Raw genomic sequence first — 23,632 nt, forward strand, 5'->3', positions numbered from 1 at the left:
CTGACCGGGCTGGAACACAAAAATAATTCGAGTGAAACCATGAACATGCCAATTGCAAAAACCGTGCTTGAACCTGTGTTGGACCCGTTGGAAACCGCCAGCATCGACGAGCTGCGTCAGCATCAGCTGGAACGCCTGCGCTGGAGCCTCAACCTCGCCTACACCAACGTGCCGCTGTACCGTCAGCGTTTCGACGCGCTGGGCGTGCACCCCAGCGACATCACCTGCCTGGAAGACCTCGCCAAGTTTCCATTCACCACCAAGTCCGACCTGCGCGACAACTACCCGTACGGCATGTTTGCCGTGCCGATGCACGACGTGGTGCGCCTGCATGCGTCCAGCGGCACCACCGGCAAACCTACCGTGGTTGGCTACACCCAGAACGACATCGACACCTGGGCCAACGTGGTCGCGCGCTCGATTCGCGCCGCCGGTGGCCGCCGTGGCGACAAGGTGCACATCTCCTATGGCTACGGCCTGTTCACCGGTGGCCTCGGCGCGCACTACGGCGCCGAACGGCTGGGCTGCACAGTCATTCCGATGTCCGGCGGGCAGACCGAAAAGCAGGTGCAACTGATCAAGGATTTCCAGCCGGACATCATCATGGTCACGCCCTCCTACATGCTCAACATCGCTGACGAGATCGAGCGCCAGGGCCTGGACCCGCACAAACTCGCGCTGCGCCTGGGCATCTTCGGCGCCGAGCCGTGGACCGGCGAGCTGCGCAGCGCTATTGAGAACCGTCTGGGCATCACCGCCCTGGACATCTACGGCCTCTCGGAAATCATGGGCCCAGGCGTGGCCATGGAATGCGCCGAAACCAAGGACGGTCCGACCATTTGGGAAGATCACTTCTACCCGGAAATCATCGACCCGGTGACCGGTGAAGTGCTGCCAGACGGCCAGATGGGCGAACTGGTGTTCACCTCCTTGAGCAAAGAAGCGCTGCCGATGATCCGCTACCGCACCCGCGACCTGACGCGCCTGCTGCCCGGCACTGCCCGGCCGATGCGGCGCATCGACAAGATCACCGGCCGTAGCGACGACATGCTGATTATTCGGGGGGTCAACGTGTTCCCCACCCAGGTCGAGGAACAGGTACTCAAAGTCAAACAGCTGTGCGAGTGCTACGAGATCCATCTGTATCGCAATGGCAACCTGGACAGCGTTGACGTGCATGTGGAGCTCAAGGCCGAACATCAGCACCTGGGCGACGAACAGCAAAAGGCTATTGCCAGCGAACTGAGCCGTCACATCAAGACCTACATTGGTATCAGCACCCGTATCGTGTTGCAGCCGATGCACTCGATCAAGCGCTCCGAAGGCAAAGCCTGCCACGTGATCGACAACCGCCCTAAAGCATGACTGCTGCACCTTATAGCCCCGCTTCGGCGGGGCTTTTTTTTGCCCACAGAAAAAGCTATCCAGCGCAAAGTGATACAAAAACATTAATGACACGTTATTTTGTGTTTGATAAATATTTCTGTATCACTTATAAAGTTCTCCATGCCTTTAAACAGATTCACGGCGGGAGACTCACCATGTACGCACAGCTTGTAGAAACCGGAGTGAAGCGCATCAAGGACCTGTCGGAGATGTCCGAGCAGGAGCGCCACTTCCAGGAAAAGATCGACGCCGAAATCAAGATCGAAGCCAAGAACTGGATGCCCGACGCCTACCGTCAAACCCTGATCCGGCAGATCTCCCAGCACGCCCACTCCGAGATCGTCGGCATGCTGCCCGAAGGCAACTGGGTGACCCGCGCGCCGACCCTCAAGCGAAAGCTGCAACTGATGGCCAAGATCCAGGACGAAGCCGGCCACGGGCTGTACCTGTACAGCGCCATGGAAACCCTGGGCGCCGACCGCGATGAAGAAATTGCCAAGCTGCACAGCGGCAAGGCCAAGTATTCGAGCATTTTCAATTACCCGACCCTGAACTGGGCCGACATGGGCGCCGTGGGCTGGCTGGTGGATGGCGCCGCGATCGTCAACCAGGTGGTGCTGCAACGCACCTCCTACGGCCCCTACTCCCGCGCCATGGTGCGTATTTGCAAGGAAGAGAGTTTCCACCAGCGCCAGGGCTACGAGATCCTGCTGACCATGATGCGTCACGGCACCCAGGCGCAAAAAGACATGGTGCAGGACGCGATCAACCGCCTGTGGTGGCCGTCGCTGATGATGTTCGGCCCCAGCGACGAGCACTCGCCCAACAGCGCCCAGTCCATGGCCTGGAAGATCAAGCGCCAGAGCAACGACGAACTGCGCCAGCGCTTTATCGACCAGACCATCCCGCAACTGGAACTGCTGGGCTGCACCTGCCCCGACCCGGACTTGAAGTGGAACGCCGAACGCGGCCACTACGACTTCGGCGAGATCCAGTGGAACGAGTTCTACGAAGTGCTCAAGGGCAACGGCCCGTGCAACCAGGAACGCGTGGCCACCCGCCGCAAAGCCATCGAAGACGGCGCCTGGGTGCGCGAAGCCGCCGTGGCCCATGCCCGTAAAAAACACAATAAGAACGCTGCCTGATCCGGAGTTGCCGCTATGTCTGAATGGACCCTTTTTGAAGTCTTCGTGCGCAGCAAGCACGGCCTCAACCACAAACACGTGGGCAGCGTGCATGCCGCCGACACCACCATGGCCATCGAGAACGCCCGCGAGCTGTACACCCGTCGCAGCGAAGGCGTAAGCCTGTGGGTGGTGCCCTCGGCCTTGATCACCGCTTCGTCGCCGGATGAAAAAGACCCACTGTTCGACCCGTCTGACGACAAGGTCTACCGCCACGCCAGCTTCTACGAGTTGCCGGCCGAAGTCGGGCACATGTGAGGTCGACCATGAATACTCAAACCGATCTGATCGAATACTTGCTGCGCCTGGGCGACAGCGCCCTGATCCAAGGCCAGCGCCTGTGCCAGTGGTGTGGCCACGCACCAGCGTTGGAAGAGGAACTGGCGCTGATGAACGTCGGCCTCGACCTGGTAGGCCAGGCGCGCAACTGGCTGGAGTACGCCGCCGAGCTGCTGGACGATGGCCGCGATGCCGACGACCTGGCCTTCCGCCGCGATGAGCGCGCCTACCGCAACCTGCTGCTGGTGGAACAACCCAACGGCGACTACGCGGTGACCATTCTCAAGCAATTCCTGTACGACGCCTGGCACTTGCCGGTGCTGGCGGGCCTGAGCCAGTCCAGCGACGAACGCATCGCCGGGATCGCCGCCAAGGCAGTCAAGGAAGTCACCTACCACCTGCGCCGCTCCGGTGAATGGGTGGAACGACTGGGTGACGGCACCGAGGAAAGCCATGCGCGTATGCTCGCGGCGATCCCCGAGGTGTGGCGCTTTACCGTCGAACTGACCAGCGCCGACGACAGCGAGCAGCGCCTGTGCGAAGCCGGTATCACCCCGGACACCGCGCAAGTCGCCGCCGCCTGGCAGCACACCGTGAGCGCAATCTTCGCCAGCGCCACCCTGCCCGTCCCACCGGCACCGAGCTACTTCTACCTGAATGCACGGCGCGGCCTGCACACCGAGCACCTGGGCATCCTGCTGGCCGAGATGCAGTTTTTGCCGCGAGCGTACCCCGATGCGACCTGGTGAACTGATCGCCAGCGACCGGCCCGCGCAGCCCACCGACCTGGCCGCCGCCTGGGCCACCCTCGCCCTGGTGATGGACCCGGAAGTGCCGGTGGTCAGCGTGGTTGACCTGGGCATCGTACGCGACCTCGACTGGCAGGCCGGCCACCTGCATGTGGTGGTCACACCCACCTATTCCGGCTGCCCGGCCACCGAAGTGATCGAGAGCGATATCCGCGATGCGCTGGAGCACGCCGGTTTTCGCGCACCGCACCTGGAGCGCAAGTTGACCCCGGCCTGGTCCACCGACTGGATCACCGAGGATGGCCGCGAGCGCCTGCGCGCCTACGGCATCGCACCGCCCCAGGGCAGCGCCAGCAAGCGCAGCCTGCTCGGTGAAAGCCCGGTGGTGGTGTGCCCGCAGTGTGCAAGCAGGCACACCGAAGTGCTCAGCGAGTTCGGCTCCACCGCCTGCAAGGCGCTGTACCGCTGCCGCGACTGCCTGGAACCGTTCGACTATTTCAAGTGCATCTGAGGGGCCCCGCGCCGTCTCGGTTGGAGAATAACAATGAGTAAATTTCACAGCCTGGTGATCAAGGACGTACGCAGCGAAACCCGTGACGCGGTGTCCATCGCCTTCGAGATCCCCCAGCACCTGCAAGACAGTTTCCACTTCACCCAGGGCCAGCACCTGGTGATGCGCACCCAACTGGACGGCGAAGAAGTGCGCCGCTCCTATTCCATCTGCACCGGCGTGAATGACGGCGAACTGCGCATCGCCATCAAGCGCGTGGCCGGTGGGCGTTTTTCTGCGTTTGCCAATGAGCAGCTCAAGGCCGGGCACAGCCTGGAAGTGATGCCGCCTGCCGGGCATTTCCACGTGGAACTGGACCCTGCACGCCACGGCAACTATTTGGCCGTGGCGGCCGGCAGCGGCATTACGCCGATCCTGTCGATCATCAAGACCACCTTGCAAACCGAACCCCACAGCCGCGTGACACTGCTGTACGGCAACCGTTCCAGCTCCGGCGCGCTGTTTCGCGAGCAGCTGGAAGATTTGAAAAACCGCTATTTGCAGCGCCTGAACCTGATCTTTTTGTTCAGCCGCGAACAGCAGGATGTGGACCTCTACAACGGCCGCATCAACGCCGACAAATGCGAGCAACTGTTCTCCCGCTGGCTGGACGTAAAAACCCTCGACGCCGCCTTCATCTGCGGCCCGCAGGAAATGACCGAAACCGTGCGCGACAGCCTCAAGGCCCGCGGCATGCAGCCCGAGCGCATTCACTTCGAACTGTTCGCCGCCGCCGGTAGCCAGCAGAAACGTGAAGCCCGCGAAGCCGCCCGCGAACTGGACGCCGCCGTCAGCCAGATCACCGTGATCAGCGATGGCCGCGCCTTGGCCTTCGACCTGCCGCGCAACAGCCAGAGCATCCTCGACGCTGGCAACGCCCAGGGCGCCGAGCTGCCGTATTCGTGCAAGGCCGGCGTGTGCTCGACCTGCAAATGCAAGGTCATCGAAGGCGAAGTGGAGATGGACAGCAACCACGCCCTGGAAGACTACGAAGTGGCCGCCGGCTACGTGCTGTCGTGCCAGGCCTTCCCGATCAGCGACAAGGTGGTACTGGACTTCGACCAACTCTGACGCGTGCAGCCACACCCCAACACAACAATAAAAAGGACGACACCGCCATGACCCCCGACGATATCGAACGCATCCGCCAGCACCCCGACTTTATCCAGTTGGTACGGCGCAAACAGAAGCTGTACTGGTCGCTGTCACTGATCATGCTGGTGGTGTATTTCGGCTTTGTGCTGTTGGTGGCGTTCTCCCCCGCCACCCTCGGGCAGTCCCTGAGCGGCGGCGTGACCACGGTGGGCATGCTGGTGGGTGTGGTGATTGTGTTGCTGGCGTTCGCGCTGACCGGCTTTTACGTGCACCGCGCCAACCATGTGATCGACCCGTTGAACGACAAACTCAAGCAGGAGTGCGCAGCATGAGCCGGCTGATTGCGTGGTTCCTGTTGCCCCTTGCGTTGGCCACCGACCTGGCCATCGCTGCCGATGACGTGGCGCGGCCGCTGAACTGGAACGCCATCGGCATGTTCCTGGTGTTTGTGCTGTTCACCTTTGGCGTGACGCGCTGGGCGGCAGCGCGCACCCGTTCGGCGAGTGATTTCTACACCGCCGGCGGCGGCATGACCGGTTTCCAGAACGGCCTGGCGATTGCCGGCGACATGATCTCGGCGGCGTCCTTCCTGGGCATCTCGGCGATGATGTTCCTCAATGGTTACGACGGATTGCTCTACGCCCTGGGCGTATTGGCAGGCTGGCCGATCATCCTGTTCCTGATTGCGGAGCGCCTGCGCAACCTGGGCAAATACACCTTTGCCGACGTGGTGTCGTACCGCCTGGAACAGACCCCAGTGCGCCTCACCTCGGCCTTCGGCACCCTGACCGTGGCGCTGATGTATTTGGTGGCGCAGATGGTCGGCGCCGGCAAGTTGATCGAGCTGCTGTTCGGCATCGACTACCTGTACGCGGTGATGCTGGTGGGCGTGCTGATGGTGTTCTACGTGACGTTTGGCGGCATGCTCGCGACCACCTGGGTGCAGATTATCAAGGCGGTGATGTTGCTGTTCGGCACCTCCTTCATGGCGTTCATGGTGCTCAAGCATTTCGGTTTCAGCACCGAGGCGGTGTTTGCCGGGGCCGCCGCCGTGCATGCCAAGGGCAGCGCGATCATGGCGCCGGGTGGCTTGCTGTCCAACCCCATCGATGCGATTTCCCTGGGGGTGGGCATGATGTTCGGCACCGCCGGGCTGCCGCATATCCTGATGCGTTTCTTCACGGTCAGTGACGCCAAGGAAGCGCGTAAGAGCGTGTTCTACGCCACCGGTTTCATCGGCTACTTCTACCTGCTGCTGATCGTGGTCGGCTTTGGCGCAATCGTCATGGTGGGTACCGACCCGACCTTCCGTGACGCCAACGGCGCGATCATCGGCGGCGGCAACATGATCGCCGTGCACCTGGCCCAAGCGGTGGGCGGCAACCTGTTCCTCGGCTTCATTTCGGCGGTGGCGTTTGCCACGATCCTGGCGGTAGTGGCCGGGCTGGCGCTGTCCGGCGCGTCGGCGGTGTCCCATGACCTGTATGCCTGCGTGATGCGCAAGGGCCAGGCCACCGAGCAGCAGGAGATCCGCGTATCGCGCATCGCCACGCTGTGCATCGGCGTGCTGGCGATCATCCTTGGCTTGCTGTTCGAGTCGCAGAACATTGCGTTCCTGTCCGGCCTGGTGCTGGCGATTGCCGCGTCGGTGAATTTCCCGGTGCTGTTCCTTTCGATGTACTGGAAGGGCCTGACCACCCGTGGCGCCGTGATCGGCAGCCTGGCCGGGCTGGTCTCGGCGATTGTGCTGCTGGTGCTGAGCCCGGCGGTGTGGGTCAACGTGCTGCATCACGACAAGGCGCTGTTCCCCTATTCGAACCCGGCGCTGTTTTCCATGAGCCTGGCGTTTTTCAGCGCCTGGCTGTTTTCCGTCACCGACACCTCACCCCGTGCCGCCCTTGAACGTGGCCGTTATCTGGCGCAGTTCATCCGCTCCATGACCGGCATCGGCGCAGCGGGCGCCAGCAAACACTAATCCCTTTATTTTCTACCCTGGAGGAACCGTGATGTCTCACGCCCCTATCCTGCAAAGTTTTATCGCCGGTCGCTGGATCGGCCAACACGGTGCCCAAGTGCTGCGCAGCGCCATCGACGGCCACGAGCTGGCGCGCACCCATGAAGAACGCCCCGACTTCGCCGAAGCCGTCGCCCACGGCCGCAGCCTGGGCGTCAGCGGCCTGATGGCACTGGACTTCCAGCAACGGGCGCAACGCCTCAAGGCCTTGGCGCTATACCTGAGCGAGCGCAAGGAGCAGCTCTACGCACTCTCCCACCACAGCGGCGCCACCCGCGCCGACAGCTGGATTGATATCGAAGGCGGCAACAGCACTCTGTTCACTTACGCCAGCCTGGGCTCGCGGGAATTACCATCGGGCAATATCGTCCACGAAGGCCCGGCGTTGCCGCTGGGTAAAAAGGGCACGTTTGCCGGCACGCATATCCTGGTGCCACGCGGCGGCCTGGCGGTGCACATCAACGCCTTCAACTTCCCGATCTGGGGCATGCTGGAAAAATTCGCGCCGAGCTTCCTGGCCGGCGTGCCGTGCATCGTCAAGCCGGCCAGCGCCACCAGTTACCTGACCGAAGCCGTGGTGCGCCTGATGGACGAGTCCGGGATTCTGCCGGCGGGCAGCCTGCAACTGATCATCGGCAGCACCGGCGACCTGCTCGACCGCCTGCAAGGCCAGGACGTTGTGACCTTCACCGGCTCTGCCGACACCGCCGCCAAGCTGCGGGTGAACCCGAACCTGATCCGCAACTCGGTACCGTTCAACGCCGAAGCCGACTCGTTGAACTGCGCGATCCTCGCGCCGGACGTTTCGCCGGACGATGAAGAGTTCGAGCTGTTCATCAAGGAAGTCGCCCGCGAAATGACCGTCAAGGCCGGGCAAAAATGCACCGCCATCCGCCGCGCCATCGTGCCGGCCAAGCATATCGATGCAGTCGCCAGCCGCCTGCGAGATCGCCTGGCCAAGGTGGTTATCGGCGACCCATCGGTGGAAGGCGTGCGCATGGGGCCTCTGGCCTCCCACGACCAGCAGAAGGATGTGGCTGAACGCCTGGAAGCCCTGCTGCACAGCAGCGACCTGCTGTTTGGCGCCCGCGATGGTTTTGAGCCGCGTGGTGAAAACGTCAGCCAGGGCGCCTTCTTTGCCCCGACCCTGCTGCAATCGCGCGACCCACACGCCGAAGGCGGAGCGCACGATATCGAGGCATTCGGCCCGGTCAGCACACTGATGGCCTACGACGACCTGGACGAAGCCTTGGCCCTGGCCGCACGCGGCAAAGGCAGCCTGGTGGCGAGCCTGATCACCAAAGATCCGCAGATCGCCGCCAAAGCCATCCCGGTGGCCGCCGCCTGGCACGGCCGTTTGCTGGTACTCGACCGCGAATCCGCCGCCGAATCCACCGGCCACGGCTCGCCGCTGCCGCAACTCAAGCACGGCGGTCCAGGCCGCGCTGGCGGCGGCGAAGAACTCGGCGGCCTGCGTGCGGTAAAACACTACCTGCAACGCGCCGCGGTACAAGGCTCGCCGAGCATGCTCGCAGCGGTCACCGGTGAATACGTACGTGGTGCCAAGGTGATCGAAACCGAAGTGCACCCGTTCCGCCGCTTCTTCCAGGACCTGCAGATCGGCGAATCCCTGCTGACCCACCGCCGCACCGTCACCGAGGCCGACCTGGTGAACTTCGGTTGCCTGTCGGGCGACCACTTCTACATGCACTTCGACGACATCGCCGCCAAGGAATCGCAGTTCGGCAAGCGCATCGCCCACGGCTACTTCGTACTGTCCGCCGCCGCCGGCCTGTTCGTCTCCCCAGCCCCCGGCCCGGTGCTGGCCAACTACGGCCTGGACACCCTACGCTTCATCAACCCAGTGGGCATCGGCGACACCATCCAGGCGCGCCTGACCTGCAAGCGCAAGATCGACCAGGGTAAGGCGAGCCCGCAAGGCATACCGCAAGGGGTGGTGGCTTGGGATGTGGAGGTGACTAACCAATTGGGGGAATTGGTGGCCAGTTATGACATTTTGACGTTGGTGGTGAAGCAGGAGGTGTAAAACGTGTAGTGAGCGGGCTTGCCCCGCGCTGGGTGGCGAAGCCGCCCTAATAGGATCGCCGCGGTGTGCCAGGTAAACTGCGGCGTCTGGTTTTAGGGCGGCTTCGCCACCCAGCGCGGGGCAAGCCCGCTCACTACAAAGGCGATGTCGCACAGGGTGTAGGGCCGTAGAAATAAGTGCCTACCCTCCCTATACTCCGCGGCTATCCCCCCTCAGGAGCAACACCCGCATGGAAGCCGCTCAACCCCAACCCTGGTACAACACCCGCCCCGCCCCCGTCTTCATGATTGCCTTCTATTGCCTGATCGTCTTGATCCAGGCAGGCCTGTGGGTGGTCGGTACAGGGTTTGATCAAGCCCGCCAGGGGGATATTTCGTTCGTGGCATTCTTGAATATCTGTGTGGTTGCGCTGTTGATATTCGTGGGGGGTGTGATGCTGCTCGCCAGGCGCAAAAGCAGCTCGCTGTGCTTTGTGCTGGCCCTTGCCTGCGGCGTGACCTTCTCCCTCAGCCAGGTGGGCAGCGGCTCCATCGTGCACTTGCTGACGCTGCCGATGTTCAAGGAATATGCGCTGATCTTCGGGATTTGGGTCTACAGTCTGCAATTGCGCACAGGCAGTTATTTCGCGCGGCCTGCCATCGCCCGGTGAGACGCCATGATCGCCCATACCCCCACGCTGTTTGGCTGTGTTGCCTTGGTCGCGACGATCATGGCGTTCTGTCTGATCCTGGTCGGGCAGTTCAATCGGCGTGACGGGTTGCTGACCATCGGCTTTGGCCTGTTGGCCCATGCGCTGGCCTATGTTGGCTATACCTTCTACGGGCATGCCCCGTTGTGGTTTACCTACGGCGCCGCCAACTCCCTACTGGCCGTAGCACTGGCGTTTTATGGCGCCAGCCTGTTTCGGATTGTCGAGTTGCCGGTGCCGTGGTCCCGGGTGTTCGCACCGGCGGCGTTGATGCTGGTGTTGATGGTGAGCCTGATCGACACCCTCGAACCACGCATGCTCGCGGCCTCGATTGTGCTGATGGTGCAATGCGCCCTGATCATCTACTGGACCCTGCGCCACATTCCCGCGCTGGGTCGTGCACGCATGCTGTTGATCATTGGCTCCAGTATCAGCCTGATCGGACTGGGCATGCGTGTGGTGGCGATATTCGGCGGTGGCGCCGCCGAGATGCGCTACGACGTCAGCAACCTCAAGCAAACCATCTCGGTCAGCATCGGCACATTCACTGCCATGATGATTTCCCTGGGCCTGGTGCTCTTGGCCAAGGAGCGCAGCGAGTCGCTGCTTAAACACATGGCACTGCGTGATGTGTTGACGGGCATCCTCAACCGCCGCGCCATCCTTGAGCAATTCTCCACCGAACTGGAGCGCGCCCGGCGCGAGCATGCCTGTCTCGGTGTCGCCATGGTCGACATCGACCACTTCAAGCAGATCAACGATGTGCACGGCCACCTGGCGGGTGATGAGGTGATCAGCCACTGCGCGCGCCACCTCAGTCAACGGCTTCGGGCCTCGGACAGCATCGGTCGTTACGGTGGCGAGGAGTTTTTGCTATTGCTGCCTGACACCCGCCCCGAGGGCGTCGCGGCGGTGCTCGATGAACTGCGCACCTCGTTGGCGGAGGCACCGGCGCAGTATGGTGAGTCGAGCATTGCGCTGCGCATCAGCATCGGGGTTTGTTGTGAAGTGCCTGGTGAGGGCGATACGTCTGCGAGCTTGTTGGCCAGGGCGGATGCGGCACTTTATGAGGCCAAGGGGATGGGGCGCGACAGGGTGCGGTTTGCGGCGGGCCGCCTTAGCGAACAAGCCCGCGCCCCGATTTGATTCGAATGACATTCCTTCAGACTTGCTGACCTGTCCGAGCGATATCGCAAGCAAAATCCATCACCCTCCCGCCTGCCTGTGCCGCGCATACAGAATCCCCGCTCCCGCACCGGAAGCCGCCCGCGTCTGTAGCTCAAACGCGTGGGGATAAGCCCGGACCAGATCGCTCAACTTCTTGAAGCCATACGTACGCGGGTCAAAGCCAGGCCTCAACTTGGTGATGTTGTTACCCAGCGAGCCCAACGGTGCCCAGCCGTCTTCTTCGGCAATGTCATCCATGATTTTCGCAATGAAGTCGACGGGGGCCTTGGGGTATTTCCTGGACGCGGGGGCCGGTTCGGTTTTTTCCGAAGGGACGGTCGCCGGCGTGTTGCTGCTCACCACGATCGCGTCTTCACGCAGGAGTTCGGTATAGATGAATTTATCGCAGGCCGACACAAAGGGTTGTGGGGTTTTCTCTTCGCCGAATCCGTAGACCGTCAGCCCCTCCTCACGTAACCGCGACGCCAAACGCGTGAAATCGCTGTCGCTGGACACCAGGCAGAAACCATCAAAACGCCGGGTATAGAGCAAGTCCATGGCATCGATGATGAGGGAGCTGTCGGTGGCATTCTTGCCCTTGGTGTAGGCAAATTGCTGGATCGGCTGAATCGAGTGATCCAGCAGTACCTTCTTCCAGCCCCCCAGTTGTGGGCCGGTCCAGTCGCCGTAGATGCGCTTGACGTTCGCAACGCCGTATTTGGCGATCTCTTCGAACAGGCCTTCGACGATAGCCGCCGGTGCGTTATCGGCGTCGATCAGTACGGCAAGGTGTTTTTGGGTGTGATTGGCCATGGTTCGTCCTTGAAGTGGTGCTTCAACATACCCTCAAAGCTCCGGCAGTGCATTATCGATCAGGCATGCCGCCAGCGCACCAGCACCCTTAAGCCGAAACCTTACTCCCCTACCCGTTCCTGCAGCAGCCAGGCAGCACGCGATCGGCCACTCAGGTCGCAGGGTGCAATCATCCTCGGCTAACCGATCGGTCAACTCTTGCCGAACCGAAACCACCCAGTTCCTTTATGACCAAAAATACGGATTAAGGGTTGCCCTTATACTGACATCATTACGCCATCGCTATCATCCGCCGACCTACCACCCTGCAACGGAAGCTGGAGATGCGGATTTATCTTGGGGCCTGGCTAGGCCTGGCATTGGCGGCCATCGGATTGGTTGTGCCCGATTACCTGTTAACCCCTGCGGGACTTTTACTCAGTTGTCTCGCCCTGCTCGCCCTACGCCCATCAAAACCTGCCAAAACCTCCAGCAGTGGCGACATCCAGATAGCTATCGAAACGCCTCACGCCAACACACGCGACTGGCAATTGATCGATGCCGTCGCCCCCAGCTGGCGTGACAGCCTGGGGCAGAGTCGCGAGTTGCTGCAAAGCAATATCGGCGAATTGTTCCAACGTTTTCACAACATCGCACAACGCCTTGAGCAGAGCCTGGCCAACTCCAACGATGTGCTCGGCAATGGCGGTGTCGGCGAAAGCCTGCGCGATGCCAATGAGCGTCTGCACGAAGTCACTGAATCCTTTCGCGCCAGCAGCCAGCGCCAGCATGAACTACTCGACACCATCAGCCACCTGGACGACTACGCCAGCCAGTTGCAGCACATGGCCAAGCGGGTTCAGGAGATTGCCAAGCAAACCAACCTGCTGGCGCTGAATGCTGCGATCGAAGCCGCGCGGGCCGGTGAATATGGACGGGGCTTTTCGGTAGTGGCCGATGAAGTGCGCAAGCTCTCCACCCTATCGGCAGAGACGGGCTTGGCCATGGACGACAAGGTCAATGAGATCACCCACGCCATCGCGTCCACCATTGCGGCAGCCGCCGAGTTGGGCACCAGTGAACAGAGCAACCTGGACTTCCTCAACCAGTCGGTGACCAATGTGATGGGCCGTCTGGGCGACAACCTGAACCAGTTGTCCGACGCGTCCCACGCCCTGCAGCACGATGCCCGCGAAACCCAGCACGACATCCAGGCAATCATGGTCAGCCTGCAGTTCCAGGACCGCACCGACCAGATGCTCGAACACGTACAGACCGACCTGCAGAACCTGCTCGACGCCATCGTCGCAAACGACCCGAGCCTGCACGACGCCCAGGCCTGGCTGGCTCGTCTGCGTCAGCGCTTTACCACGGATGAAGAGCGCCATGGCCAGCCCAAGACCCAATCCAGCGCCGAAGTGACGTTTTTCTGAGGCCGCGACTTTCCAGGTAATTTCACTTTCGAGGGAGCCGAACATGGCCAAGACCATTCTGATCGTCGATGACTCACAGTCCATGCGCCAACTGGTAAAAATGACGCTCACCGGCGCCGGTCACCAGGTGATTGAGGCCTGTGACGGGCGCGATGCCCTGACCAAGCTGACCGGGCAAAAGATCAACCTGATCATCAGCGACGTGAACATGCCGAACCTCGACGGCATCGGCTTGGTAAAAGCGGTCAAGGCGCGTAACGAGTACCGCTTTACGCCCATCATCATGCTCACCACCGAAAGCGAGCAGTCGAAGAAAGCCGAAGGCCAAGCGGCCGGTGCCAGGGCCTGGATCGTCAAGCCGTTCCTGCCGCAGAACCTGTTGGCGGCCGTCGAAAAGTTGATGGGGTAAACCTGTGTTCACCTTGATCCCTTCAGCCTTCGGCGGCGCGACGCGTATCCGCATCGACGGTGACCTGAGCATTTACCAGACCAGCGAAGCACGCGATGCCTTTGCCGCACTGCTGCCGCTCAATGCCAGCGCCTGGCAGCTCGATCTTGCCAGCATCGGCGACTTCGACAGCGCCGGCCTGCAACTTTTGCTGGTGATACAACGCACGTTGTCCCAAGGCGGCAGCCCGGTCACGGTGGTCGATGCGACGCCCGCGGTGCGCGAAACCATCGCCCTGCTGCGCCTGGAATCACTGCTGCCCAACGCACGGATCGAGGATTGAACAATGCTCACAGGCGAACAGTGGAACCAACTGCTCCAAGGCTTCCTGAGCGAAGGCCGCGACTTGCTCAAGGACGCCGAAGACAGCCTGTTGCAACTGGAAACCACACCCGATGACAACGAGGCCGTCAACAGCCTGTTCCGTGCGGTGCATACGCTAAAGGGCTCGGCGGGGATTTTTTCGCTGACGCCCTTGGTCAATCTCACGCACCACCTCGAAAGCCTGTTGATGCAAGTGCGCGACGGCCAACGCACGCTCAACGAAGACCTCACTTCGTTGATGCTGCGGTGCATGGACGAGCTGCGCACGATGCTCGAAGCGGTCGAGCCTGACACCGGTGAGTTGCACGTCGACCTGGCCGAACAAGCGCGACTGCTAGAAGCCCTGGCCCAGGCGCGAGGCTTGAACGAGGACACCTCCCCCGTCGAAGCCGCGCCCGCCACACCCGCCATTACAGCTGATGAGCAACTGTGGAACCTCTCGATCGAGTTCAGCGAAGCCTTGCTGCGCAACGGATTCGACCCGACGGCGTTCCTGCGCTATCTCAGCCGCCTGGGCGAAATCGTCACCCTGCAAACCCACACCGAGCGGTTGCCGGGGCTGGACACCTTCGACCCCGAAGCCTGTTACCTGGGTTTTACATTGACCTTGCGCAGCGCCGCGAGCCGCCAGGAGATCGCCGACGTATTCGAGTTCATCGTCGACTTCTGCACCCTCACCCTTGAGCCCTTTGCCGAACCTGCACCCATCCTCATCGCACCAGCGGAAAAACCGCCTGTGGCCCGCGAGCGCCGCACGCAAGACACCACCATGGTCAAGGTTGCCGCACACAAGCTCGACGAATTGATCAACCTGGTTGGCGAACTGGTCATCAGCACAGCCGGTGCGCAGATGCAGGCCAAACGCACGGGCGACAACGCCTGCATCGAAAGCGCCCTGGCGGTGCATCAGCACGTCGAGCAAATTCGCGAGAGCGCCTTGAAATTGCGCATGGTCGAGGTCGGCGAAACCTTCAACCGCTTCCACCGTGTGGTCCGCGACGTGAGCAAGCAACTGGACAAGCAGATCCTGTTGAGCATCCACGGGGGCGACACTGAACTGGATAAATCGGTGATCGACAAGATCGCTGACCCGCTCACCCACCTGGTGCGCAACGCCATCGACCACGGCATCGAGTCGGCCGCAGAGCGCCTCGCGCTCGGCAAACCCGCCGAGGGCAACCTGCAGCTCAATGCCTACCACGACTCGGGCATGATCGTGCTGGAAATCAGCGACGACGGTCGCGGGCTCAACACCGCACGCATCCGCGAAAAAGCCGTCGGCAAAGGCATGATCGAGGCCGACGCGGCGCTCAGCGACCCCGCGATTCATCTGCTGATTTTCGAGGCCGGTTTTTCCACCGCCGAACAGGTGTCCGACCTCTCCGGGCGCGGCGTGGGCATGGACGTGGTGCGCAGTGCCATCGAGCGACTGCGCGGCACCATCGAGATCGACTCACAGCAAGGCGTGGGCTGCACCTTTCGGATTCGCCTGCCGCTGACCTTGGCGATCATCGACGGCTTTCATGTGGGGGTTGGCCAGGACAGTTTTGTCATTCCGCTGGACATGGTCACCGAATGCATGGAGGCCAGCGACGCGTTGCTCAACAGCGACTATGGCTACCTCAACCTGCGCGGCAGGCCGTTGCCGTGTATCGCGCTGGACAAACACTTCGGGCTTCCCGCCAGTACCGCCCGGCGCCGCAACATCGTGGTGGTCAGCCAAGGCCGGCACCACGCCGGCTTGATCGTCGACCACCTGCTGGGCGAGCTGCAAACCGTGATCAAACCGCTCGGCCAGATGTTCCAGCACCTTCGCGGCATCAGTGGCTCGACCATCCTGGGCTCCGGGCAAGTGGCGCTGATTCTGGATGTGCCCAGCCTGTTCCGGCAGTTGCAGGCCCCGGCCAACCTCGATGCAAACCTTTTAGAACCCCTTGCCTAGCCTTTTCAGGAGAAACCGCATGCAATTTGTTCGCAATATGAAAATAGGCATCCGATTGACCGCAGGTTTCCTGGTGGTGGTCGCGTTGACCGCGATCATCGGCTTTATCGGCATCCGCAACCTGGAACAGGTCAACAGCCTGTCCGACCGCATGTACGAGCTGGATGTGACCGGCTTGAGCACCATGCAGGAAGCCAATATCCAGCTGATCGTTGCCGGCCGCTCGATGCGCCAGAGCCTGCTGTCGACCAACCATGCCGCGCGCGAACAGGCGGCCACTCAAGCCAAGGCAGCGCTTGAGAAAACCCGTGCACTGATCCTCAAGGCACGCGCCAGCTTTATCACCAAGGAAGGCATGGCCCAGATCGACCAACTGGAAACGCCGCTCAAGAATTACGAAAACCTGGTGCTGCAGGTGTTGACCCTGCATCAGCAATCCAGCCAATTGCAGGAAACCAGCGACGTCACCGAACTGCTGCCCAAGGCCGTGGTCAGCGGCGAGCAGATTGATCGCCTGATCGGTGAGGTCAGCACCAACAAACAGGAACGCGCCCGTGAGGCCAATCAGCAGATTTCCGAAATCGCTGACCGCTCACGCCTGCAAATGATCGCATTGGTCATCGCCGCCACCCTGCTGGGCGTCGTGATTGGTGTGTTGGTGACCCGCAGCATCACCAAGCCGCTCAATGGTGCCGTAGCCGCCGCCAACCGCATGGCCGCCGGTGACCTGAGCCAGGACTTGCAGGCCAACAGCCGCGATGAAACCGGTCAGTTGCTTGCCGCCATGCAGAACATGACCGAACGCCTGCGCAGCATCCTCGGTGATGTACGCAGCTCGGCGGATTCGCTCTCCTCCGCCTCCGAACAAGTCAGCTCCACCTCGCAGTCGTTGAGCCAGGCGGCGAACGAACAAGCCGCCAGCGTCGAGCAAACCAGTGCCTCGGTCGAGGAAATGTCGGCGTCCATAGCCCAGAACACCGAGAGTGCAAAAATCACCGACGGCATCGCCGGTAAAGCAGCCAACGACGCCGTACAAGGCGGCGGCGCGGTCAGCGACACGGTGCTGGCCATGAAGCAAATCGCCGACAAGATCAGCATCATCGACGACATCGCTTACCAGACCAATTTGCTCGCGCTCAACGCCGCCATCGAAGCGGCCCGTGCCGGCGAACACGGCAAAGGCTTTGCAGTGGTGGCTGCGGAAGTGCGCAAGCTCGCCGAACGCAGCCAGGTCGCAGCGCAAGAGATCGGCCAAGTGGCCTCTAGCAGCGTGCACCTGGCCGAGCAGGCCGGTCGCCTGTTGAACGAGATCGTGCCGAACATTCAGAAAACCTCGGACCTGGTGCAGGAAATCACCGCCGCCTCCCAGGAGCAAAGCGGCGCGGCCGGGCAGATCAATATCGCCATGGGCCAGATGAACCAGATCACCCAGCAAAACGCTGCCGCGTCGGAAGAGCTGGCGGCCACTGCCGAAGAAATGAATGCCCAGGCTGGGCAATTGCAGGAACTGATCGGCTTCTTTCGCTTCGAGCAGGAATCTCCCTCGGCCAAACGCGGCCAGCCGCGCAGCCAGGACACTTACGCCAGCACCTCGCACAGCTGGAACAAGGGCAAGACGACGGTCGATGAAGGCCAGTTCGTCAGTTTCAATTGAGCACTGTGCCCATGACTTCTCTTGCCAATCACCGCTTTCAAACGGCCGACGCACTGGCCGAACCGCTGAGTATCCAGCACTTGTCATTCCGCGTGCGTGACGCGGACTACGCACTGCCGATCGAACTGGTGCGCGAGATCATCGAGTACGCACAAGTGACCGCCGTGCCGATGATGCCGGCGTTTATCCACGGCGTTATCAACCTGCGCGGCAATGTCGTGCCGGTGCTCGATCTGGCTGCGCGCTTTGGTTTCGAGCTGACCCGTGCGGGCAACCGCACCTGCATTGTGATTATCGAGTTGGCCTTGAGCGACACCACCCAGCACATCGGCCTGGTGGTGGACGCAGTGGATGCGGTGCTCGACATCGACCCACAGCAGGTGGTCGCGCCCCCGCCTTTCGGGGCTGGGATCCGCACTGACTTCATCGCCGGCATGGCGCGCAGCGACCAGGCGTTCACGATCATTCTGGATATCGGCCAGGTGTTGTCGCTCGATGACATCGAGCAACTGAGCCTTGCCGTCACGAACGGCCTCTGAATGTCGACGCTTTTGAAACTGCCAAAACTCGCTGAATACGAGTTTCGCCAACTGCAAAAACTCATGGCCGAGGCGTCGGGCATCCAGTTGGCGCCGAATAAACGCCCGCTGGTGGCCGGGCGCTTGATGAAACGCCTGCGCCACTATCGCCTGGACAGCTACGCCGAGTACCTGCAGATGCTCGACAACCCTCTGTTCATCAACGAACGGCGGTTGGTGGTGGACTTGCTGACCACCAACGAGACCTACTTTTTTCGCGAGCATCCGCACTTCGATTTCTTCGGTGAGTGGCTGGCCGGGCAGCGCGGGCCGATCAAGGTCTGGAGCGCCGCCTGTTCTTCCGGTGAAGAGCCCTACAGCCTGGCGATGGTTGCCAGCGAAAGCGCGCGCACTCAAGACTGGTCCATCGTGGCCAGCGACCTGAGCCAAAGCATGCTCGCCCGCGCCCGCGATGGCATCTATGACATGGCCCAGGCCAAGTACTTCCCCGATGGCTGGCTCAAGCGCCATTGCCTGAGCGGCGTCGGCGACATGACCGGACGCTTTCGCGTACAAGCGGCTTTGCGCGAGCGCGTCAGCCTGCGCGAGATCAACATCACCCAACCACTGCCTGAACCACTCGGGCCCTTCAATGTGATTTTCTTGCGCAACGTACTGATCTATTTCAACAACGAAGAGAAGCAGCGGATTGTGCGCCGACTAATTACCCAGTTGGCCGTCGGCGGCCTGCTGTTTATCGGGCATGCGGAAAGCATTCACGGTTTTGATCTGCCGATGCGCCTGGTCTGTCCTTCGGTCTACGAGCTTTTATGAGTCCTTCGATATTCCTGCGCCCCGGCGACTACTTTTTTGGCACCCACGACGGCGTGGTCACGACATTGCTCGGCAGTTGTGTGGCGGTGGTGTTGTGGCACCCGCGCCGGCAGTTGCTGGCGGTTTCGCACTTTTTGCTGCCCAGCGATCCAGGCGCGAGTACACGCCTGGATACCCGTTACGGCGAGGCGGTGTTCAAGCGCATCCACGCCGACATGGCCCGCCACGGCACGCGGCCCGAGGAGTACCGCAAAGGCATTTTCGGCGGCGGCAGCCTGGTGCGCTTCGAAGGCAACCCACGGCGCAGGGTCGGCGATGGCAACAGCGCCTTCGCCCGTGAACAGTTCAGCCTGCGCAATTGGGCGGTCGATGCTTGGGACTTGAGCGGCGATCACTACCGACGCCTGCAGGTCAACGGCCGCAGCGGTGCGATTGAGTGCCAGCGCAACAGCGTGCCGGCATTGCCGGTACGGAGGCTGCGTTGATGATCAAGGTGTTTATCGTCGACGACTCAGCACTGGTACGCCAGGTGCTCACCAGTTGCCTGGCCAGCCACCCCGGGATCACTGTCATCGGCCAGGCGGCCGACCCGCTCTACGCCATCGAGAAAATGCGCCGTGACTGGCCGGACGTGCTGGTGCTCGACATCGAGATGCCGCGCATGGACGGCCTGACGTTTTTGCGCCAGATCATGCGTGAGCGCCCAACGCCGACCATCATTTGCTCCACGTTGACCGAGCAAGGCAGCAGCGTCGCCGTCGAGGCGTTGTCGGCAGGCGCCGTGGGTGTATTCACCAAGGCGCGGCTGGGGCTCAAGCAAAGCCTGGAGGCCTTGTCGGGCGAGTTGATCCGCAAGATCGAGGAAGGCGCCAGAACCCGCCCGCGCATGCTGCCGGCCGTGGCGCCAGCCAGCGCCGAAGAAACGCGGACGACGAAGGTCAACCTGTTGCGCACCACTGAAAAAGTCGTCGCACTGGGCTGTTCCACCGGGGGCACGCAAGCACTGGAATTCCTGTTGCGCCAACTCCCTCGCGACTGCCCGGGCATTGTCATCGTTCAGCACATGCCAGAGAAATTCACCGCCGATTTTGCCCGTCGGCTGAACACGCTGTGCCAGATAGAAGTGCGCGAGGCCAAGCATCTGGACCGCGTCCACAGCGGCCTGGCGCTGTTGGCCCCGGGCGGGCTTCACATGCAACTCAAGCGCAGTGGCGCGCATTACAGAGTCGAAGTGCTGGATGGCCCGCCGGTGAATCGGCATAAGCCGTCCGTCGATGTGCTGTTTCGTTCTATCGCCAAGCACGCAGCGCCCAGCACATTGGGTATCATCATGACCGGCATGGGCGACGACGGTGCGCGCGGCCTACTGGCCATGCGGGAAAATGGCGCCCAGACCATCGCCCAGGATGAGGCCAGTTGCGTGGTCTTTGGCATGCCCAAGGAAGCCATCAAGCTGGGTTCGGCCCAAACAGTTGAGCCGCTTAACAAGTTCCCCCGCTTAATCCAGGAGTTTGCGGATAACACGCGCCACGGCTGAAAAGTCTTCACACTTCACGACTTGCGCGTTCCCCCAAGCGGGCACGGACACTACACCGTCAATCACTGCAGCGAGATAAACGCTGCCTCCCGTTCTCTGCGATTTGGGCTGAAGCCTATGCGTTGTCGAATTCTTGTAGCCAATATATATCCATTGTTACGCGCCGGCCTGCGCGCATTACTGGAGCAAAAACAACACTACGAAGTGATTGCAGAAGCCGACCATGAACACTCACTCCTGGAACTCGCAACGCATTGGCAGCCCGACATTATTCTGTTTGATATGGATATTGAACGTGGGGCCTGCCTGAAAGTACTCAAAAGCCTGTCGATCCACGCACCCACTAGTCGGGTCTTGATGATATCAATCCACAAGGATTCAAGCTTTGTGATGCAATGTCTGCAACTCGGTACAAAAGGCTACCTATTGAAAAGCGCAAGCGTACTGGAGCTTGACCTGGCCCTGGAGGCCCTGCGGGGCGGCAGCCAATACCTGTCGGTTCCGGTAGTTTCGTTGGTGGTCAATCAGGCAGTAAAACAATCGCGCGAAGAAACAAAACATGTCTCGCATTCGAAACTGACCGTGCGCCAACTCGAAATACTCCGATTGATCGCCCGGGGTGAAACGACACGCACTATTGCAAATGGGCTGAGGTTAAGTATCAAAACGATCGAGGCCCATCGCTCTCAGATCATGCACCGGCTACATATTCACGATGTCGCCAGTTTGGTGATGTTTGCAGTCCGCGAGGGCATCGTACAAATAAACGACTGAACTTTTTGTGAAAAACGCAAAGTTCGCTTAAGCACTGCCTGACCCAAAAATCGACAACACCACTCTTGAGGCGTTTAGAAAATCAAAGTGTGTTTTTAATCTGCCCCGTGTCATTTTCCTGAATGGTGTTTTCTACGCCCGCTCACGAAAATACTTCTGCAAAAAATCCACAGCGACCCTGACTTTCGCCGACGTCAGTAGCGGCGAGCAATGAACGGCCCAGATATCCGCAGGCTGGTAATAATCCGACAGCACCTGCAGGAGCCTCCCCTGCTTCAGGTCGTCGTTGATGTCCCACATTGATCGCAACAGCACGCCGCGACCGTCCAGGCACCAGTGCCGGGCGATTTCACCGTTATTGGTGGAGAAGCTGCCTGTCACTTTTGCCGTTTCAACGCCTCGTGGTCCTGTTAACTCCCAGACACCGAAGGGATGGTCACGCTCCTTGATCACCAGGCAATCGTGATGCCCCAGATCAGCCAGGGTTCCAGGCGTTCCGTGGGCTTCCAGATAGCGAGGGCTGGCGCAGAGCACCCGCCGGTTGGCTACCAACGGTTTAGCGATGAAGTGCGGGGCAATGTCGTTGCCCACTCGCACATCAAGGTCCACCCCTTCTTCCAAGAGATTGACGAGCTGATGACGAATGTCCAGGCGCACGTCAAGCGCAGGGTAAAGCCGCCCCAATTCAGCGAGCGCGGGGGCTACCATTCGGCGTCCCAGACCCGGACTGCTCACCACCCGCAAAAGCCCCACGGGGTCATCATGCAAGGCATCGATTTGCGCCTCCAATTGCCCCACCTGATGAAGGAGCGTTTGTGCCCAACGAAGCACCCGCTCGCCGTCATCGGTCAAGGAGACGTTGCGGGTGGACCGATGTAAAAGACGCAGGCCCAAGTCAGTTTCGAGTATCCGTATCCGCTTGCTCACAAAGGCCGGCGACATGCCCAGTTCGTCGGCGACAGAGGTGAAACTGAACCGGCGGGCGACCTGCAAAAAAACCTGGAGGTCATTCAAATTGGGGAGATTTTTCACGCTCTGTAAACCCAGTTTCAATAGTTGGCTCGATTATCTCTGGCACGCGCAGCTATAGCATGGGTCTCCCCTTTTTCCGGAGTATCCCATGACCACTAAAACGTACCGCATCGCCGCCATTCCTGGCGATGGCATTGGCTTGGAAGTCCTGCCGGAAGGCGTTCGCGTGGTTCAGGCTGCGGCCCGAAAACACGGTATTTCCATCGTGTTCGATGAGTTCGAGTGGGCCAGCTGCGACTATTACCTCCAGCACGGCAGAATGATGCCGGACGACTGGTTCGAACAACTGCAGCAGTACGATGCCATTTTCTTTGGGGCGGTCGGCTGGCCCGACAAGGTTCCCGACCACATCTCGCTCTGGGGTTCGCTGCTCAAGTTCCGCCGCGAGTTTGATCAGTACGTCAATATTCGTCCGGTTCGTCTGTTCCCCGGCGTGCCGTGCGCGCTGGCCAACCGAAAGGTCGGCGACATCGACTTTGTGGTGATCCGCGAAAACACTGAAGGCGAATACTCGTCAATCGGTGGAATCATGTTTGAAAATACTGGAAACGAGTTCGTCATCCAGGAGTCGATTTTCACGCGTCGGGGCGTCGACCGAATTTTGAAATATGCCTTCGAACTGGCTGAGAAACGCGAGCGCAAGCATGTCACCTCAGCCACTAAATCCAACGGCATGGCGATCAGCATGCCGTACTGGGACAAGCGCACCGAAACCGTTGCGCAACAGTACCCGTCCGTCACTTGGGACAAGCAGCACATCGATATCCTCTGCGCCCGATTCGTTTTGCAACCCGACCGTTTCGACGTGGTGGTTGCGTCGAATCTCTTTGGCGACATTCTTTCCGACCTGGGTCCCGCCTGTGCCGGCACCATCGGTATCGCTCCGTCTGCCAACCTCAATCCCGAGCGTCATTTCCCTTCGCTTTTTGAGCCCGTACACGGCTCGGCGCCAGATATCTTCGGCCAAAACATCGCCAACCCTATTGCGATGATCTGGTCAGGCGCATTGATGCTGGAGTTCCTGGGCCAAGGTGATGACCGCTATCAGCAAGCGCATGACGACATTATCCGCGCCATTGAAACGGTCATCGCGCAGGGCTCCGTCACACCCGACATGGGCGGCAAGCTGTCCACTCAGGCAGCAGGTTCTGCGGTGGTAGCCGCACTCGAACAGCAAGGCTGATC

General features: G+C 60.9%; 24 protein-coding genes. 22 read left to right on the forward strand and 2 right to left on the reverse strand.

The genetic code is table 11. The features are described 5' to 3' along the window. Positions 1-39: 39 nt before the first annotated feature. The 11 genes from paaK (at position 40) to CFE47_RS10360 (ending at position 11,138) form a co-directional block, all read left to right on the forward strand. Complete coding sequence (gene paaK / locus CFE47_RS10310; protein ID WP_185710500.1) at positions 40-1,365, forward strand: phenylacetate--CoA ligase PaaK; 1,326 nt, start codon at positions 40-42, stop codon at positions 1,363-1,365. Positions 1,366-1,541: 176 nt separating this feature from the next. Next, positions 1,542-2,531 (forward strand): 1,2-phenylacetyl-CoA epoxidase subunit PaaA, encoded by a 990-nt coding sequence (gene paaA, locus CFE47_RS10315; protein WP_122486330.1) that lies wholly within the window; start codon positions 1,542-1,544, stop codon positions 2,529-2,531. A gap of 15 nt (positions 2,532-2,546) precedes the next feature. Beyond that, a complete protein-coding gene (gene paaB, locus CFE47_RS10320; protein WP_007943393.1) occupies positions 2,547-2,828 on the forward strand; it encodes a 1,2-phenylacetyl-CoA epoxidase subunit PaaB in 282 nt (93 codons plus the stop codon). Positions 2,829-2,836: 8 nt separating this feature from the next. After that, the gene (paaC, locus tag CFE47_RS10325) at positions 2,837-3,598 is read left to right on the forward strand and encodes a 1,2-phenylacetyl-CoA epoxidase subunit PaaC (RefSeq protein WP_286836734.1); all 762 of its coding nucleotides are present in this window, start codon (positions 2,837-2,839) and stop codon (positions 3,596-3,598) included. Continuing rightward, positions 3,585-4,109, forward strand: a complete 525-nt coding sequence (paaD, locus tag CFE47_RS10330) for a 1,2-phenylacetyl-CoA epoxidase subunit PaaD (protein ID WP_286836736.1) — start codon at positions 3,585-3,587, stop codon at positions 4,107-4,109. Before paaC ends, paaD begins: the two co-directional genes overlap by 14 nt. 33 nt (positions 4,110-4,142) lie before the next feature. Next, on the forward strand, positions 4,143-5,219 hold the full coding sequence (gene paaE, locus CFE47_RS10335; protein WP_194938284.1) for a 1,2-phenylacetyl-CoA epoxidase subunit PaaE: 1,077 nt from the start codon (positions 4,143-4,145) through the stop codon (positions 5,217-5,219). A gap of 47 nt (positions 5,220-5,266) precedes the next feature. Beyond that, a complete protein-coding gene (locus CFE47_RS10340) occupies positions 5,267-5,575 on the forward strand; it encodes a DUF485 domain-containing protein (RefSeq protein WP_286836741.1) in 309 nt (102 codons plus the stop codon). Further along, positions 5,572-7,218 carry a cation acetate symporter gene (locus CFE47_RS10345; protein WP_286836743.1) on the forward strand — a complete coding sequence of 549 codons (1,647 nt, stop codon included), beginning with the start codon at positions 5,572-5,574 and terminating at the stop codon, positions 7,216-7,218. Before CFE47_RS10340 ends, CFE47_RS10345 begins: the two co-directional genes overlap by 4 nt. Before the next feature lie 31 nt (positions 7,219-7,249). Then, complete coding sequence (gene paaZ / locus CFE47_RS10350) at positions 7,250-9,304, forward strand: phenylacetic acid degradation bifunctional protein PaaZ (RefSeq protein ID WP_286836745.1); 2,055 nt, start codon at positions 7,250-7,252, stop codon at positions 9,302-9,304. A gap of 229 nt (positions 9,305-9,533) precedes the next feature. Then, the gene (locus tag CFE47_RS10355) at positions 9,534-9,953 is read left to right on the forward strand and encodes a hypothetical protein (RefSeq protein ID WP_286836747.1); all 420 of its coding nucleotides are present in this window, start codon (positions 9,534-9,536) and stop codon (positions 9,951-9,953) included. 6 nt (positions 9,954-9,959) lie between these two features. Further along, the gene (locus CFE47_RS10360; RefSeq protein ID WP_286836749.1) at positions 9,960-11,138 is read left to right on the forward strand and encodes a GGDEF domain-containing protein; all 1,179 of its coding nucleotides are present in this window, start codon (positions 9,960-9,962) and stop codon (positions 11,136-11,138) included. Between the two features lie 60 nt (positions 11,139-11,198). Here the strand turns inward: CFE47_RS10360 and CFE47_RS10365 are convergent, their stop codons facing one another. Then, the gene (locus CFE47_RS10365) at positions 11,199-11,972 is read right to left on the reverse strand and encodes an NYN domain-containing protein (RefSeq protein ID WP_286836751.1); all 774 of its coding nucleotides are present in this window, start codon (positions 11,970-11,972) and stop codon (positions 11,199-11,201) included. A gap of 323 nt (positions 11,973-12,295) precedes the next feature. On the opposite strand from CFE47_RS10365, the gene CFE47_RS10370 reads away from it, so the two are divergent. The 10 genes from CFE47_RS10370 to CFE47_RS10415 all read left to right on the forward strand — a co-directional run bounded on the left by CFE47_RS10370 (position 12,296) and on the right by CFE47_RS10415 (position 21,415). Next, complete coding sequence (locus tag CFE47_RS10370) at positions 12,296-13,384, forward strand: methyl-accepting chemotaxis protein (protein ID WP_286836753.1); 1,089 nt, start codon at positions 12,296-12,298, stop codon at positions 13,382-13,384. Between the two features lie 43 nt (positions 13,385-13,427). After that, on the forward strand, positions 13,428-13,793 hold the full coding sequence (locus tag CFE47_RS10375; protein WP_185710514.1) for a response regulator: 366 nt from the start codon (positions 13,428-13,430) through the stop codon (positions 13,791-13,793). Between the two features lie 4 nt (positions 13,794-13,797). Beyond that, entirely contained in the window at positions 13,798-14,115 is a 318-nt protein-coding gene (locus CFE47_RS10380; protein ID WP_286836756.1) for an STAS domain-containing protein, read from the forward strand. Positions 14,116-14,118: 3 nt separating this feature from the next. Continuing rightward, a complete protein-coding gene (locus CFE47_RS10385; protein WP_286836758.1) occupies positions 14,119-16,098 on the forward strand; it encodes a chemotaxis protein CheA in 1,980 nt (659 codons plus the stop codon). A 19-nt stretch (positions 16,099-16,117) separates the two neighbouring features. Further along, positions 16,118-17,752: a methyl-accepting chemotaxis protein gene (locus CFE47_RS10390; protein ID WP_185710517.1), complete on the forward strand. Its 1,635-nt coding sequence runs from the start codon at positions 16,118-16,120 to the stop codon at positions 17,750-17,752. Positions 17,753-17,763: 11 nt separating this feature from the next. Beyond that, positions 17,764-18,291 (forward strand): chemotaxis protein CheW, encoded by a 528-nt coding sequence (locus CFE47_RS10395; protein ID WP_286836760.1) that lies wholly within the window; start codon positions 17,764-17,766, stop codon positions 18,289-18,291. Further along, positions 18,292-19,104 (forward strand): CheR family methyltransferase, encoded by an 813-nt coding sequence (locus CFE47_RS10400; RefSeq protein WP_286836763.1) that lies wholly within the window; start codon positions 18,292-18,294, stop codon positions 19,102-19,104. Next, positions 19,101-19,589, forward strand: a complete 489-nt coding sequence (locus CFE47_RS10405; protein ID WP_286836765.1) for a chemotaxis protein CheD — start codon at positions 19,101-19,103, stop codon at positions 19,587-19,589. The genes CFE47_RS10400 and CFE47_RS10405 overlap by 4 nt, the downstream gene beginning before the upstream one ends. Continuing rightward, a complete protein-coding gene (locus CFE47_RS10410; protein ID WP_286836829.1) occupies positions 19,589-20,641 on the forward strand; it encodes a protein-glutamate methylesterase/protein-glutamine glutaminase in 1,053 nt (350 codons plus the stop codon). Before CFE47_RS10405 ends, CFE47_RS10410 begins: the two co-directional genes overlap by 1 nt. A 117-nt stretch (positions 20,642-20,758) precedes the next feature. Beyond that, a complete protein-coding gene (locus CFE47_RS10415) occupies positions 20,759-21,415 on the forward strand; it encodes a response regulator (protein ID WP_286836767.1) in 657 nt (218 codons plus the stop codon). A 132-nt stretch (positions 21,416-21,547) separates the two neighbouring features. Here CFE47_RS10415 and CFE47_RS10420 read toward each other — a convergent pair whose 3' ends face one another. Next, the gene (locus CFE47_RS10420) at positions 21,548-22,447 is read right to left on the reverse strand and encodes a LysR substrate-binding domain-containing protein (protein WP_286836830.1); all 900 of its coding nucleotides are present in this window, start codon (positions 22,445-22,447) and stop codon (positions 21,548-21,550) included. Between the two features lie 88 nt (positions 22,448-22,535). On the opposite strand from CFE47_RS10420, the gene CFE47_RS10425 reads away from it, so the two are divergent. Further along, positions 22,536-23,630, forward strand: a complete 1,095-nt coding sequence (locus CFE47_RS10425; RefSeq protein ID WP_286836769.1) for a tartrate dehydrogenase — start codon at positions 22,536-22,538, stop codon at positions 23,628-23,630. The last annotated feature ends 2 nt before the right edge of the window (positions 23,631-23,632 follow it).

It is taken from the genome of Pseudomonas sp. PGPPP1 (assembly GCF_002255865.1).
Lineage (GTDB): Bacteria > Pseudomonadota > Gammaproteobacteria > Pseudomonadales > Pseudomonadaceae > Aquipseudomonas > Aquipseudomonas cremoris.